This window comes from Phormidium sp. CCY1219, assembly GCF_035615515.1.
Lineage (GTDB): Bacteria > Cyanobacteriota > Cyanobacteriia > Cyanobacteriales > Laspinemataceae > CCY1219.
This window is the reverse complement of sequence record NZ_JAJENT010000788.1, coordinates 1-16,815: the sequence shown is the minus strand read 5'-3', so window position 1 is coordinate 16,815 and position 16,815 is coordinate 1. Positions and strand designations below refer to the sequence as shown.

Annotated in this window: 18 protein-coding genes; 12 read left to right on the top strand and 6 right to left on the bottom strand. The window is 49.6% G+C overall.

Annotated elements, in window-relative coordinates; genetic code table 11:
• Window positions 1–6 precede the first annotated feature (6 nt).
• A complete protein-coding gene (locus LKK83_RS24095) occupies window positions 7–2,532 on the top strand; it encodes a bifunctional serine/threonine-protein kinase/ABC transporter substrate-binding protein (protein WP_324633953.1) in 2,526 nt (841 codons plus the stop codon).
• Window positions 2,533–2,697: 165 nt separating this feature from the next.
• Here LKK83_RS24095 and LKK83_RS24090 read toward each other — a convergent pair whose 3' ends face one another.
• A complete protein-coding gene (locus LKK83_RS24090; RefSeq protein ID WP_324633952.1) occupies window positions 2,698–3,486 on the bottom strand; it encodes an SDR family oxidoreductase in 789 nt (262 codons plus the stop codon).
• Window positions 3,487–3,734: 248 nt separating this feature from the next.
• On the opposite strand from LKK83_RS24090, the gene LKK83_RS24085 reads away from it, so the two are divergent.
• Both LKK83_RS24085 and LKK83_RS24080 read left to right on the top strand, forming a co-directional pair.
• Window positions 3,735–3,914 carry a hypothetical protein gene (locus LKK83_RS24085; protein ID WP_324633951.1) on the top strand — a complete coding sequence of 60 codons (180 nt, stop codon included), beginning with the start codon at window positions 3,735–3,737 and terminating at the stop codon, window positions 3,912–3,914.
• A gap of 311 nt (window positions 3,915–4,225) precedes the next feature.
• A complete protein-coding gene (locus tag LKK83_RS24080; protein WP_324633949.1) occupies window positions 4,226–4,954 on the top strand; it encodes a hypothetical protein in 729 nt (242 codons plus the stop codon).
• A gap of 155 nt (window positions 4,955–5,109) precedes the next feature.
• Here LKK83_RS24080 and LKK83_RS24075 read toward each other — a convergent pair whose 3' ends face one another.
• Both LKK83_RS24075 and LKK83_RS24070 read right to left on the bottom strand, forming a co-directional pair.
• A complete protein-coding gene (locus LKK83_RS24075) occupies window positions 5,110–5,571 on the bottom strand; it encodes a helix-turn-helix domain-containing protein (protein ID WP_324633948.1) in 462 nt (153 codons plus the stop codon).
• Between the two features lie 167 nt (window positions 5,572–5,738).
• Window positions 5,739–6,005 carry a hypothetical protein gene (locus LKK83_RS24070; RefSeq protein WP_324633947.1) on the bottom strand — a complete coding sequence of 89 codons (267 nt, stop codon included), beginning with the start codon at window positions 6,003–6,005 and terminating at the stop codon, window positions 5,739–5,741.
• Window positions 6,006–6,579: 574 nt separating this feature from the next.
• Between LKK83_RS24070 and LKK83_RS24065 the strand changes: the two genes are divergently transcribed.
• From LKK83_RS24065 to LKK83_RS24055, 3 genes are all read left to right on the top strand, one after another.
• Window positions 6,580–6,738 carry a hypothetical protein gene (locus LKK83_RS24065; RefSeq protein WP_324633946.1) on the top strand — a complete coding sequence of 53 codons (159 nt, stop codon included), beginning with the start codon at window positions 6,580–6,582 and terminating at the stop codon, window positions 6,736–6,738.
• Window positions 6,739–6,907: 169 nt separating this feature from the next.
• Complete coding sequence (locus LKK83_RS24060) at window positions 6,908–7,567, top strand: NotI family restriction endonuclease (RefSeq protein ID WP_324633944.1); 660 nt, start codon at window positions 6,908–6,910, stop codon at window positions 7,565–7,567.
• Window positions 7,539–8,465 (top strand): DNA adenine methylase, encoded by a 927-nt coding sequence (locus LKK83_RS24055; protein WP_324633942.1) that lies wholly within the window; start codon window positions 7,539–7,541, stop codon window positions 8,463–8,465. Before LKK83_RS24060 ends, LKK83_RS24055 begins: the two co-directional genes overlap by 29 nt.
• Window positions 8,466–8,597: 132 nt before the next feature.
• Here the strand turns inward: LKK83_RS24055 and LKK83_RS24050 are convergent, their stop codons facing one another.
• Complete coding sequence (locus LKK83_RS24050) at window positions 8,598–9,374, bottom strand: hypothetical protein (protein WP_324633941.1); 777 nt, start codon at window positions 9,372–9,374, stop codon at window positions 8,598–8,600.
• 308 nt (window positions 9,375–9,682) lie between these two features.
• A complete protein-coding gene (locus LKK83_RS24045) occupies window positions 9,683–9,934 on the bottom strand; it encodes a helix-turn-helix domain-containing protein (protein WP_324633940.1) in 252 nt (83 codons plus the stop codon).
• A gap of 399 nt (window positions 9,935–10,333) precedes the next feature.
• On the opposite strand from LKK83_RS24045, the gene LKK83_RS24040 reads away from it, so the two are divergent.
• Window positions 10,334–11,350, top strand: coding sequence for a S66 peptidase family protein (locus LKK83_RS24040; protein WP_324633939.1), 1,017 nt, complete (start codon window positions 10,334–10,336; stop codon window positions 11,348–11,350).
• 118 nt (window positions 11,351–11,468) lie between these two features.
• On the opposite strand, the gene LKK83_RS24035 is transcribed toward LKK83_RS24040, so the two are convergent.
• Complete coding sequence (locus LKK83_RS24035) at window positions 11,469–11,693, bottom strand: hypothetical protein (RefSeq protein ID WP_324633938.1); 225 nt, start codon at window positions 11,691–11,693, stop codon at window positions 11,469–11,471.
• 149 nt (window positions 11,694–11,842) lie between these two features.
• Between LKK83_RS24035 and LKK83_RS24030 the strand changes: the two genes are divergently transcribed.
• The 5 genes from LKK83_RS24030 to larB form a co-directional block, all read left to right on the top strand.
• Entirely contained in the window at window positions 11,843–12,022 is a 180-nt protein-coding gene (locus tag LKK83_RS24030; RefSeq protein WP_324633936.1) for a hypothetical protein, read from the top strand.
• Window positions 12,023–12,088: 66 nt separating this feature from the next.
• Entirely contained in the window at window positions 12,089–13,108 is a 1,020-nt protein-coding gene (locus tag LKK83_RS24025; protein WP_324633935.1) for a DUF1565 domain-containing protein, read from the top strand.
• 435 nt (window positions 13,109–13,543) lie between these two features.
• Window positions 13,544–14,023 (top strand): 2-C-methyl-D-erythritol 2,4-cyclodiphosphate synthase, encoded by a 480-nt coding sequence (gene ispF / locus LKK83_RS24020; RefSeq protein WP_324633934.1) that lies wholly within the window; start codon window positions 13,544–13,546, stop codon window positions 14,021–14,023.
• A gap of 73 nt (window positions 14,024–14,096) precedes the next feature.
• Entirely contained in the window at window positions 14,097–15,893 is a 1,797-nt protein-coding gene (locus LKK83_RS24015) for an ABC transporter substrate-binding protein (RefSeq protein WP_324633933.1), read from the top strand.
• 223 nt (window positions 15,894–16,116) lie between these two features.
• Window positions 16,117–16,815: nickel pincer cofactor biosynthesis protein LarB (gene larB, locus LKK83_RS24010; RefSeq protein WP_324633932.1), on the top strand; the 699-nt coding region annotated here is incomplete at its 3' end.

Sequence of the window (16,815 nt, the reverse complement as noted above, 5' to 3'; positions counted from 1 at the left end):
ACCGCAATGAGATATTGTATTAACTCTCACTGTTCCGTGCCCGAAAACCCCGATAACGGACTTTTTTGCCGTCACTGTGGCGCGCAACTGCTGCTTAACGGTCGCTATTGGGCCACGCGCTTACTCGCCACTCGTTCCCTGGGCGGAGTCTTATACTCTAGAACCTTTGAAGCCAGCGATCGCAACTCGCCGAAAATCCTCAAAGTGCTTTACGATACCGATGATTGGGCGATTTCCCGCTTTCGTCGCGAAGCACAAGTGTTGCGTCAGTTGCGCGATCGCGGACTTCCACAAGTGTGCGAAGATGGTTTTTTTGATAGTTTGCTGCAGCAAAACTTGCCCCCCGTCCACTGTTTGGTCATGGAACGCATCGAAGGATTAAATTTACTCCAGTGGCTCGAAAAACGCGGCGATCGCCCGATTGGCAAACCGGAAGAAACCTTGGCGATCGCCTGGTTAAAACAATTAACCCTGATTCTCGATCGCGTCCATCAGCAGGGCTTTTTTCATCGCGATATCAAACCCTCCAATATTATGCTCGATGCGGCGGGACAACTGGTCTTAATTGACTTTGGCGAAGTGCGAGAAGTCACCCCCGAAGAAGTAACCGTGGTCTACACCCAAGGCTATACCGCCCCGGAACAACATGATGGATTTGCCGGCTTACCCTCGGACTTTTTTGCCCTAGGTAGAACCTTCGTTCATCTCCTCACCGGCCAACCCCCCAAGCATCTCTCCACCCATCCCACTACTCGCCAACTCATCTGGCGAAATCGCACCGATATATCAAAACCTTTCGCCGACTTAATCGACGATTTAATGGCATTTTCACCGGAAAATAGGCCGCAAAGTTCCCGGGAAATATTACACCGATTAGAAGCTATCTGCAATTCGTACAATATCGGCCAAAACCCGGATAAAATTCCTCCCCGATATTCTGAAACTGTTCCGCAAAAATCCCCCACAAAATCACGCCGTATCCCCTGGAAACTGCTGAGTTTGGGGACGGGATTGGTTCTGGGAATTGCAGCGATCGCCAGTGGGTTTTATTTCCGGCAAAAACCCCCGCAATTTGTCACCAAAACAGTGGCCAACCGGGAAATGTCGCCCGCCGCACCCCTTCCCTCGGGACGGGAAATGAATCCGCAAAATTGTCCCCCCAGTCTGGGGGATTATTTGAGTTGTGGCGAAGAAATTTTATTTCAAAATTCGCCTATTTCGGCGGCGAAAACCAAAGGAGTGCAAGCGTTCCAAAATCAAGACTACGATCGCGCTGTGGAATTATTAGAAAAAGCGCGCCAAGAAGACCCAACCGATCCGGAAACCTTGATTTATTTGAATAATGCCCGCATTGCGACCCAACCCGCCTATACCATTGCGGTGGTGACTCCTTTAAGTGGGAGTGTCACCGAAGCGCTGGAAATATTGCGCGGCGTGGCTCAAGCGCAAGATAACTTGAACCAAAGCCAGGAAAAAATGCGTCTGCGCGTGTTAATTGCCGATGATGGCGATCGCGTAGAATTGGCAAAACAAATCGCTCGCAGTTTAGTGGGACTGGCGGATATTTTAGCGGCGATCGGGCACTGTCATAGCGAGATTACCACCGCCGTTGCAGATATCTACAAAAATAAGTTAGTCACCATTTCTGCCACCAGCAGCGCCGCCGGGCTTTCGCAAATTGGCGAAGACAATGAATATTTATTCCGCACGGTAAACAGCGATGCAGTAACCGCCAAAGCAATGGCGCACTATGTTGGCCAACAAGAGCATCTCTGGAAAGTGGCGGTTTTTTATAACAGCAATAGCGATTACAGTCGCTCGTTATTAAAAGAGTTTCAAGCGAATTTTCCAACTAGCCAATTTCAGGAAATGATTCCCTTCGATGGGGGAGAACATCCTTGGGCGATCGCCGATGGGTTAAGCTATATCGCACAATATCGCCCCGATGAGGTCGCCCTGGTTTTTCTCGCCGATCGCCAGATGCAACAAGATGCCTTAGATGCGATCGCCCAAGTGACCCAACCGCCACCGCGCCGGGGACGCAAACCCCCACCGCCCCCGGGAAACCCACCCCCACGGTCGAAAAAAGACCGCAACCGTCGCCCTCCTAAACCCCCAAGCTATGCGATCGTCGGCACCGAGAATTTATACACGCCGGAACTCACCCGGACTCGGGCAGATGGCGTGATGGTGGCCCTACCCTGGAACCGAGAGTGCCATCGCGAGTCGGCATTTTATCGCCAAGCGCGATTTCTCTGGGATCGCGCCGATGTGAGTTGGGTTGCCGCCCTGTCTCACGATGCCACCGTGGCGGCGATCGCGGGCTTGGAACGACACCCGCAAACCCGCGAGGAATTGCAGCACATCCTCTCTGAAAATGAGTTTCAGGCAATTGGTGCTAGCGGACTTATCCAATTCGCGCCCAACGGCGATCGCTTCGGTGACGCGATCGAGTGGCTCACTATTGCCCCCCGTCACAAAGGCTACGAGTTCGTCCCGGTGCGCTGTTCCACCCTGCAAGCCCGAACATAAAAGCGAGTAACGGATGTCACCACGTAGGGTGCGTGAGACCCCGGCTCCCATGCCTCGGATGCACGCAAGTTCGCACGCCGGAGTCTCGCGCACCGCAGCAGCAAGTATATCACCCGACCCAAAACCCCTGTAAGGACAGGGCAATGCCCTGCCCTGAATCGCCATTTATCCTTGCAATAACGACTGAGCGCCATCAATCCACATTTCCGTGCCACTGATGTGACTGGAAGCATCGGAGGCTAAAAATAGTACCAACTGTGCTACTTGTGCGGCGGTTCCCGGTTGACCGTCGGTTAAGGGAATTTTACCTTCCGGATATCGCACCGGTTCGCGCACGCTTTCTACATCGCGAGTTTGAGTATTGTCGCTAATTTCTGTGGTAATTGCTCCCGGACAGATGACATTCACGCGGATGCGATTTTCGGCTAACTCTAAGGCTGCCATTTTCGCAAATGCAACCTGCGCCGCTTTAGAACATGCATAAGCCGTAGCTCCAGTATTGCTAAACATTCGGGTACCATTCACCGAAGAAGTAACAATGACCGAACCGCCTTGTTTTTTCAAATAAGGAATGGCGTATTTTACCGTAAAAAAAGTGCCGTTGAGATTGATAGAAATCGTTTTTTCCCATTCTTCCGGGGTGAGTTCCTCGAGGGGCGCCCAAACGCCATTAATCCCCGCATTGGCAAACAGGATATCTAGTCGTCCCCACTGCGCGGCAATTTGCCCGATCGCCTCTTCCATCTGTTTCGGTTGCGCTATATCTGCAACCAACGGCATCGCGTCTCCACCCTCACCTCGAATTTCCGCCACCGCTTTTTCCACTTTTTCGGCGGTATGTCCCAAGGCGGCGATCGCTGCCCCTTCTTTCGCCAGCAAATGCGCTGACGCTTTGCCAATTCCCGAACCCGCACCCGTTACCAGGGCGACTTTTCCTGTGAGTTGATTGACCATGTGGTTCTCCCAAAATAATAGGGTATTTCTACTGTCAGTGGTATAGCATCCCGCCCCTGGGCATCTCTACCTCCTTTAGAGAGAATTTCACTCCCTTTCTCTCCTCCCTTGGCGCTACGCCTGTGAACCCAATTGCACGGCGCGATTTCCCCCGAGGGCTTTACAGTGCAGGGGTTTTCTCTGGTCTGGGGTCTTGCCACTCGTCGTTCCTCTGGTCATAATAGAGATGTACTACCACTAGAAGTATCATGTCCAATAAAAGGCGTTTATCCGATCGCGTTTTAACCATTCGTCTGCCCGGAATCGAACTCGAACGACTGGAGGCGTATTGCGAAATGACAAAGCGAACCAAAACCGATGTCCTTAGAGAACTCATCCGCAAAATCCGGGTGAAACCTCCCTCCGATACCTCGGGATCTACCCAATGATGTGGATGCATGACACTCACCCGTTCTTACCGAATGCAGCGCTATCAAAATTTCTCGGAAACTTCGGTTGGCTAAGGGGTTCCGAGTGGTTTTTTTAACGCTGCTCGGTACTGCTTTTTTGACCCAGCATGTTCTGGTGATTTCATGCTTTTTGAATAATTGTGTTTGAATCTTACAGAGGGTGGGTCGAAAAGGGGGAACTTTCTATGGCTCAATTCATCAATTGAAACGGGTTATCGCCCCCGCTTACTTTCTCGGATAACCATCGGTTTAACGTCGAATTTTAAAAGAAATCTATAGTTAGCCAGTGAATGAGTAAACTAACTGCAAAAGTTATTGCCCAACCCCATTTGTTTCCCCACCTGTGCCCGGTGATGTACGAGTTATATCGCACTTATTATGATGGCACTAGCGAGAATTTTTTTTGGAACGATTTAAGCCAAAAAGATTATGCTATCCTCTTGTGGAACCCCGAGGGACAATTAGGGGGATTTTCTACCCTCTCTATCCTATCGCGCCAGTGGGAAGGCGATCGCATTCGCGCGATTTTTTCCGGGGATACGATTATCCATCGCCAATATTGGGGAGAACAAACTTTACCCCTGGCGTGGTGTCGTTTAGCCGGTCAAATCAAAGCCCAACATCCACACACTCCCCTCTACTGGTTTTTGATTGTCAAAGGATACCGTACCTATCGGTATTTACCCTTATTTGCCAAAGTCTTCTATCCCACCTATCGCTATCCCACTCCGCCACCAATGCAGGCGATCGCTGATGCTTTGGCTACCCAAAAATTCGGCGAATACTACAACCCAAAAACCGGATTAATTCGCTTTCCTACCTCCCGGGGTCATCTGCGCGGCAACTGGGCCGACATTAAAGCCGGAATTCGCAAAAAACCCGACGTGCGGTATTTTTTAGAGCGCAATCCAGACTATTATAAAGGAGACGAATTAGTTTGCTTGATGGAGTTGCGCGAATCCAATCTGCGATCGCACGCCCGTCGAGGATTTCTCGCCGGCTTGCAACATCCCCTCTGAACCAGGAAAACGGATTTGAACCTGTCACCCCTGACCCCCTACATTCCTCCTCAAACCTATTTTTTAAAATCTCGATCCAGATTCACCGCCTGTAAGGACACGGCAATGCCGCGTCCCTCCGAATCATGGTGAATAATTAGTTGTTAAAATCTGCATTACTTATTCTTTTTATTGCGCTTTTTTTTCGAGGATTTGAGCTTTAGCTTGAGTTTGTATCTAACTGCTTCATGGACGACTTTATAAGAAGCTTCAATCCCAAACTCTTTTTTCAGCCAAGTCCTGACTTCACTGTAACTATTAAATGAGTCCGGTTCTTGCAGGCGCTCTTTTAATCGTTCCATAACGGGTTTGGGAATTGCCGGTTTTCGACCCTGACCTTTTTTAACTGCCAGCATCCCTTGTAACCCGTCGGCTTTATATTTTTGAAACCATCGGTAAATCGTCGCCGTATCTCTGCCAAGCAAAATCCCCAGTTCTTTGAGGGTCTTGACTTGACCAATTTTTAGTAAATAGAGAGCTTGGATTCGTTCGCGACCTCTTGCGGTTGTTTGTTTCGCCAACAGGGTTTTGAGTTCTTCCACCGTTTCAGCGATTTCGAGTTTAAGCACTCCTGCCATGCCATGAACCTGAACGCTAGGACAATTCTCATATATAGTTGCAAAGATAAAGTGAAATTGTATCAATTTTAACCCCATGCAACACTGAGGGGAAATTCCCCCCGGTTCTCTTCCCATAGGGGCAGGTGCCCCCAAGGGTGGCAGACTCCACAGACCCGGCTTTTCTGTCACCTTCCGCAGAATTTAGCAAGAAATTGTTCCGGAGGGGTGACGAATTGCCAACCGACAATTTGTCTGCCAAGCCCCGGCGATCGCGGCAAGTCATCAACCGGATCCCCGGGGTGAGTGGTGAAACCCCCGAGAACAGCGAGTTGGGGAATGATGGCGCTCAATATCACCATTTTCGGAGAAAAATGGCGATCGCCCGATTCCGGGTTGTTTTCCGGCGCGTTTGCTCTGGATTTGCGGATGAAACCGGCGAGGTTGCAAACCACTAGCTTCGCCTGAGTGCGGGGGAAGTGGATCGGGTGGGGCCTGGCAACCCTTCCGGACCACCGACAAGCGCGGATCCCTCATGGATTGTCGGGGCAGCTTGTTTGGGGGCTTTTTCCCATCGTAGAACAAGTGCAACCGAGATTTTTCGCGATCGAAAAGGTCCCAAGACGCCGATATGGATCCGAAGCGCCAGCGATCGCATCATCTGCTCCTTGGGGGGTTTCTCCCCTTCAAACCCGAGGACATACCGCTAGCCATTGCAAGTCATCCGAGAAAAAATCAAACCCATCGGCGATGAAAAGGTTTGCGATTTGCTCAATTGTGCAGATTACGGCGGGTTATAACATCGCCAACTTAATCATAATTATAAGCACCCGAGAGAGAGACATTCTCTACCTTCCGCGAGCAACAAATCGCGCCACTGCAACCCAGGGTTTACCCCAGTGGCGCGCTGAAAATTTCCCTGCACGATCGCGCCGATTCCCCATCGGAATATATCCCCTATCCCCCAAGCCAATCAACTCTTTGCACCGATTAAAATCCGCTCAAAATTGGCTACATTTACCGAAAGAATTGAAGGCCGAAGCAATTGGGTTGCGCCTCCCCATCCAGCAGCAGAAACCCTGGCTTGTATCGGCACCAATCCTGGCACAAACCTTCCCCCACCATGAATCACCGGCAGCCCGCACCGCCACCGATATGTGCTATCTGCAAGCAGCTATCCGATCGTGATAGAATGTGCTAAAACCTGCACCAGTTATCTCCGGGGGAATCGGTGAAAGGAACAGAAAGGATTGAATAATGTTTGCGATCGCGGGTCTAGAAAGGATTTATTGGGGGTTTGTAGTGTTTACACAGGCGATGATATCGCAATTACTTGTCCGGTTCGCTTTCGTCAGGATTGGTTAATTGTCGAGGATGCCGCAGCATTTTTTTCCCCGAAAATACTGCATGGACTTCCCTTGCTGAAATTCGCCTCAATGACAAAAAGGGTCAATCTGCTGGTAACATCGATTGGGTGTTGGTGGCTTACGACAGTGGAGGACGCATCATTAATTTTGGCACATTGGAAGTTCAATCTGTGTACATTTCTGGCAACGTGCGACGGCCATTTGAATACTACATGGAAGATCCATCTCAGCGCTTTAATATGGACTGGAGTGGGCAAAGAAATTCTCCCCGCCCCGATTACCTCTCCTCTTCTCGCAAGCGTTTGGCACCACAATTAATTTACAAAGGAGGAATCTTAAAAAAATGGGGTAAAAAACAGGCGGTGGCTTTACATAAAGGGTTTTACAATACGCTTCCCGCCCTGCCAGAAGTGGATCCCACCGAAGCAGATGTTGCATGGCTAATTTATAACCTACAGCACGATGCGGCTAGAAACTGCTATCAGCTTACCGAATTTCGCAAAGTTTATACCTTATTTAAACCAGCCCTCGATCGCATAACCACTCCCGAAGCGGGTTCGATGGATGATTTTTGTCAGTTTTTGCAAGAAAAACTCGATGAAAAGTTGGAGAATCCTCCAGATGCTCCTACACTCACTGACCTTTTGTAGTTTGAGCTTTGTAATGCGTCAATTATCCCTGTTTGACAATAATATTCCCGAAAAAATCCCCAATGTGATGTCCGTGCCCCTGCGGAGTCCTTTCCGATATCCCGGGGGAAAAACCTGGTTAGTGCCGCGCATTCGGCAGTGGTTAGCACGCCAGTCTGCCCCTGGGGTTGAATTTATTGAGCCTTTTGTGGGGGGTGGCATTGTTAGCCTCACTGTGGCATTTGAACGGTTAGCCGATCGCGTAACGATGGTGGAACTCGATGCAGAAGTAGCAGCCGTGTGGCAAACCATTCTCAGCGGCGATCGCGAATGGTTGGCTCAGCGCATTTCTACTTTTATCATTTCTCCTGATTCTGTGGATTCGGTGCTGTCTGCTGTTCCAGTTGACCGAAAAGAAAAAGCATTTAAAACTATTGTGAAAAACCGGGTAAATCGCGGCGGTATCTTAGCAGCAGGTGCGGGGAAAATTAAACGGGGCGAAAAGGGCAAGGGACTTGCATCTCGCTGGTATCCAGATACCCTGAAACGGCGAATTTTGAATATCGAGCAAATTCGCGATCGCCTCACCTTTATCGCCGGTGATGGGATGGCGTTTCTCTCGCAAAACGCTCATCGCGGCGACGCAGTGTTTTTCATCGATCCGCCTTACACCGCAGCCGGCAAAAAAGCAGGCACTCGTCTGTACGCTCATTCCGAACTGAACCACGAAGAACTTTTCCGCATTGCCAGTACCCTCTCTGGGGATTTTCTGATGACTTACGATAATATCAAAGAAGTCCGCGAGTTAGCCCATCAATTCGGATTCGATACGGAAACGGTGGCGATGAAAAATACCCATCATGCAAAACTCACTGAACTGCTCATCGGGCGCAATTTGGATTGGGTACGATCGCCATAGCAGGTGTAAAATATTCGGACAATTCTGAAGGGGGTGCGATCGCGTCGCTCCCTACTCTTTCTCGCTTACCGTAAAAACCCAGAAACCCAAGGAGAAATTTAACCCCATATCGCAAATAAATTTGTGGCATGACTAACTGTTCCTTTCAACCCGACTATCTCCGATTTGCGGTCGCCCTTTGTGGCTCCACCATTGCTTCCATTGCCCTTCGTCAATGATAATTTTGCGATCGCTCCCTACGTTGCTATTGTACAACTGCACCAACTTCACCAATGCCTCGGTGTAATCGCGCAATAAGTTATCGCAGGCAAATAGCAAATCCCCTTCCGATGTTAGTCCGTCTCGTTTCTTTGCTTCCCAAATCGAGGTAATAAACCGAATGAACGGGGCATCGGTGATTTCTTCCATTAAATCTACGATGTCAGACTCTAAATAAACCGCATAGCGATCGACCACCTTTTCTAAGGCTTGCTTTAAGCTATGGCATTCGGCAACCATATAATCCAGCCAGTCTATCTTTTCTCCCTCTGAGTTTAACACCGGAGCAATTTTCAATAAATCCAAATAATGTACTTCGTCAAAAAAATCATCTTCAAATAAATCAGCTAATGTTTGATAGTCTTTGTCAGGTTTCGCTTTCACTGAAGCTTTAAATATTTCAAAAAACAAATAAATTTGCTTTCGCAAGACAAAGCGCAGTTGGCGGAAAGCAATTTGCTTGAATTTGCTTTTTTCTTTTTCGCGGTTCTCGCGCACGGTTTTGTTGACGGAAAATAAAACCATCAGGATTCCGGTGGTTTCCGCCACTAAGTTAATGGATAGCTCTTGCAGCCATTCATCGCAAATTGCCCGGTCTACCAGATAGTTGTTGATGCAGGTTGAGGAGAAGAAGATACTGGCAAACAACATGAAAAATAAAAATAGGTAAGATTTTTGAAAAAATGAATAAAAAGAAAAAATTTTTTTGAACAAATTCCACATGAAGTTTCCTTTTGGGTCCGATAATGGGATAAGTTTGTTGGTTGCAAAAGAGTGCGATCGCCGCCACCGCGATTTACTTGCGCTTCCCTGGGGGAGGCGATCGGCTTGACGGTGTTGGTTTCGGGATATTTTTTCTGTTTTCCAGCATGGCACCTCGTCAATAAAAAACCTGCCCCCAAAGGGGGCGATCGCCAACCAAAATTTACAGAACGTGACCTTTAACCCCCACCCTGGGGCTATCCATTTTCCTGGGTTGGGTGTTCCAGTTGTCTCAGTAATTCGTGGGGACTAACCCCCAGCGCTTTTGACACCTCCAAAAATTCCACTACATCTAACCGTCGTTCTCCCCGTTCGTATTTAGACACGAACGACTGGGGTTTTTGCAGTTTCTGCGCTACTTGCACCTGCGTTAATTCATTCGCTTGGCGCATTTGAATTAACAGGCGGCGAAACTTCGTATATTTTTCGGTAAAAACGGATTTACTCACTCAGATGCCTCCCAAGCATTCTAATGTAAAAGGGTAAATGCTAAAACAGGATAATCGGAAATTCCAGGATTGACAAGAGTCATTTGAGGGAAAAATTAGAAAAGGGGCTGCAATTCCCTCGGAAAAGGAATTCTAATTCATTTCCGCCAGCAGTTGGGCTTCCCTATTGCCACCACTAGCGCTTATTTCCCCAAAAATCCACCAGAGGATAGGTGACAGTTTTAACTCAACTCGTTTATAATTAACCGATTTACTTAATCACCACCGCGCCGTTGCCACAACCGCAAGCCAGAAGCGATCGCCCCCTACGCAACAATTATTTTTCCCGAAAAATCCGCCTTGGCCTTGTGTTTTCTGTATCATAGGTTTGTAACCTTAGAAACTGGCAAGCACAGGGAATTGAAACGCGATCGCCGTCACTTTCTCCAACTCTTCGGGCTGACTGTCTTAGCCACGCAACTTCCCGTGGCGTCCCAGGATAGCCCCACCCCGCGTCCCCTCCTCAAGCCCCCTCGCCTGCAGGTGGGAGATACGGTGGGTTTGATCAACCCCTCGAGTCCCATCGTCCGAGACGATATCGACTATACTCGCAAAGAACTGGCTAAGTTAGGCTTAAAGGTCAAGTTAGGGGCGCACATCCTCGATGAATACGGCTATCTGGCGGGAAGCGATCGCGATCGCGCCGCCGATACCAACGCCATGTTTGCCGATCCCACCGTGAAAGCAATTCTCACTATGAGAGGCGGCTGGGGCTGCAGTCGGATTTTACCTTTACTCGACTACGACTTGATGCGATCGCAGCCGAAAATTCTCATGGGATATAGCGATATTACCTCCCTGCTATTAGCCATTCACGCCCGCAGTGGAATTATTACCTTTCACGGGCCAGTGGGAACCTCTCTCTGGAATCCCTTTTCTGTCAGCTACGTGAAGCAAATTTTATTCGATCGCCAACCCGTCACCCTCCGCAATTCTCCCCGTACCCCCATGCAAGCGATCGCCCCAGGAAAAGCCCGAGGAAAATTAATCGGCGGGAACCTCTCTGTCTTAGCTGGAATGGTGGGTTCCCCCTACTTACCCCCCTGGGAAAAAACCATTTTATTTATCGAAGAAATTGGCGAAGATATTTACCGCGTAGACCGCATGTTAACCCAACTCAAACTCGCCGGTATTCTCGATCGCATTTCCGGCTTTATTTTCGCCCAATGCACCGACTGCACCGCCGGGGAAGGCGACGAACCTTCTCTAACCTTAGCCCAAGTTTTATCCGAACATATCAAACCCTTAGGAATTCCCGCCTGGTATGGTTCCTCCATCGGCCACATTCGCGATAAATTTACCGTCCCCATTGGCATTGAAGTGGAAATCGATGCCACCCGAGGGACGATTCAACTCCTGGAATCGGCGGTTGCCTAAATCTAAAATGAAGCATAACATAATTTTTGGCCGCTAAAAATTAGCCGACAATCACTGTTCATTCTCGGCGGGAAAAAACGCGGGATGCTGGGACAAAAGGCGACGGGATATCGCCGCCTTATCCCGATAGCAGTGACGAAAGTTCGTCCACAATTTTCAGCCGCCCGCGTCTGACCGATCGCAGCAGGCGATCGATAGAAAATCTCTCGTCTTCCTCCAGGGAATCGGCCAAAATTGCCGCCATCAATCCATAGCGGTCTGCTAAGGTAATCTGGCGCGTGGCGCTGACTTGCGCCATCAGTTCGGCGATCGCATTGGGTAAAAGTTGCAGTTGCAGTTTCATAAGGCATAAGTCCGGGAATGCTATAGTTTTATTATTCAACATTTTCGCCAATTTTTCCGCGATCGCGATCGGCTTCAAACGCCGATCTAAATCAGCTTCCCCCTTGCTTCAAATCTCAGGGTAGTTGTGATATAATCCCATAAATAACCGTGACTTCAACCGCAAAAGTTGGTGATTTGTATCACAAAGTCCCCCAAATGACCATTCAGGTAGCCAGAGGCGATCGCGCCACCCCATTGCAGCATCCCCCTCCCCCGGAAACTCCGCAACCCGAACCCCGCCCAGGGTCGCGCCCCACACCCAACGCAACATTCCCTGACGTAAAATAGTCCCAAGCTTTAGCCTCCGATTGCCGGGAGGCTTGATGAAATTCACCCATTTTTGGAGGAAAAAAAATGAAAGCGAGTTCCCATTTATTCGCCTCAGCCCTGGTGGCGTTATCCATGACCGGCTGTGTGGTTGTAGTGACCGAAGAACCGGTTACTCTGGGAAACAAAATGGTTCCGCGCGTGCAATTGCCTCAGACCCAGAAAACCACTCCCGCATACAAACAAATTCTCTACGTGGATCCGGTTGAAGGGACCGACAACCCCACGGTGGGCCAAACCGAAACCCAACCGTTACAAACCATTACTTATGCATTAAAACAGTCTAATCCGGGGACGGTGATTCAGCTTGCCCCCGGGGAATATAGCGCCCAAACCGGGGAAATTTTTCCGTTGGAATTAAAAGCTGGCGTTACCCTGAGAGGTAACGAAGCGCAGCAGGGTGAAGGGGTGAAAATTATCGGCGGCGGCGATTATCTCAGCCGCACTTGGGCGAAACAAAATGTCACCATTGTGGCTGCAGAAAAGACAGAAATTGCGGGCGTGACCGTGACTAATCGCAATCGCAGCGGTACGGCAATTTGGGTGGAATCTACTGCGCCGACAATTCGCAATAGTCGATTGGTGAATAGCGATCGCGAGGGAATTTTTGTCACCGGAAATGCTGCGCCTCGGATTGAAAATAATCGGATTGCCGATAATGGTGGGAATGGCATTTCTCTGACCCACAATACAGCCGGCGAAATTCGCGGCAATCAGATAGAAAATACGGGGTTTGGATTGGCGATCGGCGGCGATGCTGCACCGTTGGTGGCGGACAATCAAATTCGCAACAATCTCGATGGATTGGTGATTACCCATTCCGCCCGCCCCATCCTGCGCGGTAATGCGATCGTAGAAAATCAGCGCGATGGGTTGGTCGCTATTAGCGAGTCTCAACCGGATTTAGGCACTGCAACCGCTGAGGGAAATAATATGTTTGCTAATAACGGACGCTATGACGTGCAAAATGCAGCGAAACAACAAAACCTCGTCGCCGTTGGCAATCAATTAACCGGCGATCGCGTCCTCGGCGTCCAACTTCAATAATTCCTGCATCGATCGCTCTTAGTCGTAGGGTGGGCACTGCCCACCTTATCACGTTCTGGCATTACCACTATAATTCCTTTTTCAGAGAGAACCTGTCCTGTTTAGTGGGGAAAACACTTCATTAGGAAGGGCAAATAAGCAGCATTTAGTCTCGGGGAGGTGGGCAATGCCTACCCTACAGATTTCGGCAAATTATCGATTTTAAAATTATAGCATATTTTCAATTTTATAGCATTAATTTTTCCAAAAAAATTACAATTTCTGCCCAATTAATGCTCGGAATGGCCTAGGGGGAATGCAGGCGATTCATTGCCGCGCGCTTTTGCGAGGGGAGAAGCGGTGGGCGGTGAAGTGGCAGGGAGGTGGAAGGGAATTTGATGGGGTGGGGAACTCTTCTGGTAAAGTAAATTTACCACACAAGTGAGAGGAAAACCCATGAACGTTCGGATTGGTAACGGGTACGATATCCATCGGCTCGATCGCGATCGCAAATTGATTCTCGGCGGCGTCGAGATTCCCCACCAGTTGGGATTGCTCGGTCACAGCGACGCCGATGTGCTGACTCATGCCATCATGGATGCCATGCTCGGTGCCTTGAGTTTGGGCGATATTGGCCTGTATTTTCCCCCCAGCGACCCGCAATGGGCAGGTGCCGATAGTCTCGTGTTGTTGGCTCAGGTGAACCAATTAATCGCCGATCGCGGATGGCAAGTTGGCAATATTGATTCCGTAATCGTTGCCGAAAGACCCAAACTCAAACCCCATATTTCTGCCATGCGCGATCGCCTCGCCGAGGGATTACAAATGAACCGCGATCGCATCGGTATCAAAGCCACCACCAACGAAAAACTCGGTCCTGAAGGACGAGAAGAAGGCATTTCCGCCTATGCCGTCGTCTTGCTGATGGCAGACTAATTCTCACCCCTTCCCCCACCCTTTCTCCCCCCGCTAAATTTCCCGCAATTCGCTACAATCATATAAAAGCGAAATGATGCCTACAGAAAACCCCCAACGGTCTATTATGATTAAAAAATATTCCCATCGCATTCTCGCCTTTCTCCTAACCTTCATCCTCAGTATCAACCTCGGGGGATGTACGCCCGCCGCCTTCAAAAGCGATGCGGCAGAAGTCTCGCAATTAGTATTGAGCATTCTCAGCGACCCGAAAACCTTTAACTATGCCCTCAGCGAAGAATCTCCCAATATTTTTGGCTATACCTATGAAGGCTTAGTTAATGAAAATCCCCTCACCGGCGAAGTAGAGCCAAACTTAGCCGAATCCTGGGACATTTCAGACGACAATCTTCGCATCGTCTTTACCCTGCGCGAAGGTTTAAAATGGTCTGATGGCGCACCGTTAACCGCCGAAGATGTGGTCTTTACTTATAACGACATTTACTTTAACGAAAAAATTCCCAGCAGCATTTCCGACGTATTGCGAATTGGCAATTCCCGCGCCTTTCCCACGGTGCAAAAACTGGACGATCGCCGCATCGAATTCACCGTACCCGAACCCTTTGCCCCCTTCTTGCGTTCCACTGCTTTGGCTATTTTACCGGCCCACGCCCTGCGCGAATCGGTTAACACTTTAGACCAAGATGGAAACCCGCAATTTCTGTCTGTATGGGGCACCAATACTCCTCCAGAAGAAATCATCGTCAACGGGCCTTATATGCTAGAAAATTACCGCACCAGCGAGCGCGTTACCTTTCGGGCAAATCCGTATTATTGGCGAGAAAACCAGCCTTATATCCAGCGCGTGGTGTGGGAAATTGTCGAATCTCAAGACACCTCGGTGCTGCAATTTATGGCTCAACGCTTAGATGCCATTTCCGTCAGACCGGAAGATTTTCCCTTGCTGAAAAAGAAAGAAGAAGCGAACGATTTTCGGATTTATTATGAAATGGAACCGGCTCCGGGCATCACTTTTATGGCATTTAACTTGAACAAAGGGCGCAATGCGGAAACCGGAAACCCCGTGGTCGAACCGGAGAAATCTCGCTGGTTTAATACCCTCGCTTTTCGCCAAGCAGTCGCCTATGCGATCGACCGGGAAACGGCAATTGAAAATACCTTTCAAGGCATTGGCAGACCGATTAATTCTCATATTGCCGTGCAAAGTCCTTACTATCTCGCTCCGGAAGAAGGATTGAAAGTGTATGACCACAATCCCGAGAAAGCGAAAGAACTGCTGATCAATGCAGGATTTAGCTATAATGAAGAAGGGGAACTTATCGGACCGGAAGGCAACCGGGTTCGCTTTACTTTAATTACCAATGCGGGGAATAAAATTCGCGAATCAATGGGTGCCCAAATCAAGCAAAATTTGAGTCAAATTGGCATTCAGGTGGATTTCCAGCCCCTCGCCTGGAATGCGCTGACCGGCAAGTTGACTAATTCGTTAGATTGGCAAGCGATTATTATCGGATTTGGTGGCGGTGTCGAACCCCATTGGGCTTCTAATTTATGGTCTCCAGACGGGCGATTGCACTTGTTCAATCAGCAAAGACTAACCGGACAAACTCCCCTTGTGGGACGGGAAGTGGCGGACTGGGAACGAAAAATCGGCGAGTTGTATATTCAAGGGTCGCAAGAGTTGGATGAAGAAAAGCGCAAGGAAATTTATGCCGAAACCCAGCGCCTGACCCAAGAGAATTTACCAGTAATTCAGTTAGTCAACCAACTGTCAATGACTGCAGTGCGCGATCGCGTAAAAGGCATCGAGTATTCCCCCCTCGCCGGCGCGTTCTGGAATATTTACGAACTCCGGGTAGTGGACGAGTAATATCCAATCCCACAAGGGTTTCCAGCGGCAAAACCCGTCAAAAATAGCCCGCCTAAGCGGGCTAAGTCCGTATTTAGCCCCACCCTGACCGGGTAGGGGGTGAAGAACGAATCTAATATTATCTCTACTACACCATAAAAACTCAATTTATCGACTAATTTTTTGGGAAAATAGACAGGAGAAATTTAGTTTTGCAAGTGTATTCAGGATAAGCGACAAACTGATGAATCCAGAAGCCATCCAAACCCTGTTAGAAGCGGTTGCTGCGGGAAAAGTTACGCCATCGGCTGCCTTAGAAGAATTGAAGTATGTGGGATTCGAACCCGTGGGAGATTTTGCCCGCATCGATCGCCACCGCAATTTGAGAACCGGCTTTCCGGAAGTGATTTGGGGACCGGGGAAAACGCCGGAACAGATCGCGGACATTATACAAAAAATGCGCCGGGACACGCCAGTGGTGATGGCCACCCGCATTGAGCCAGAAGTGTACGCCCAGCTTGAAGAACGAGTCAGCGGACTGTATTACTATCGCACAGCGCGCATTTGTGCTACCGCGATCGCGCCCATTCCCGGGGAAATTGCCGGCACCATCGGTATCCTTTGTGCCGGAACGGCGGATTTGCCCGTGGCGGAAGAAGCCGCCGTCACCGCCGAACTGTCCGGGTTTCGGGTGCAGCGCTATTTCGATGTGGGGGTAGCCGGCATTCACCGCCTGCTGGCTAACTGGCGCGCGATCGCCCAGTCCGATGTGTTGATTGCCGTGGCGGGCATGGAAGGCGCATTGCCCAGTGTGGTCGCCGGATTGGCCAATTCCCCGGTCATTGCCGTCCCCACCAGCGTCGGGTATGGAGCCAGTTTCAATGGCTTAGCCCCCCTGTTGACCATGCTCAATTCTTGTGCTGCAGGGGTGGGGGTGGTGAAT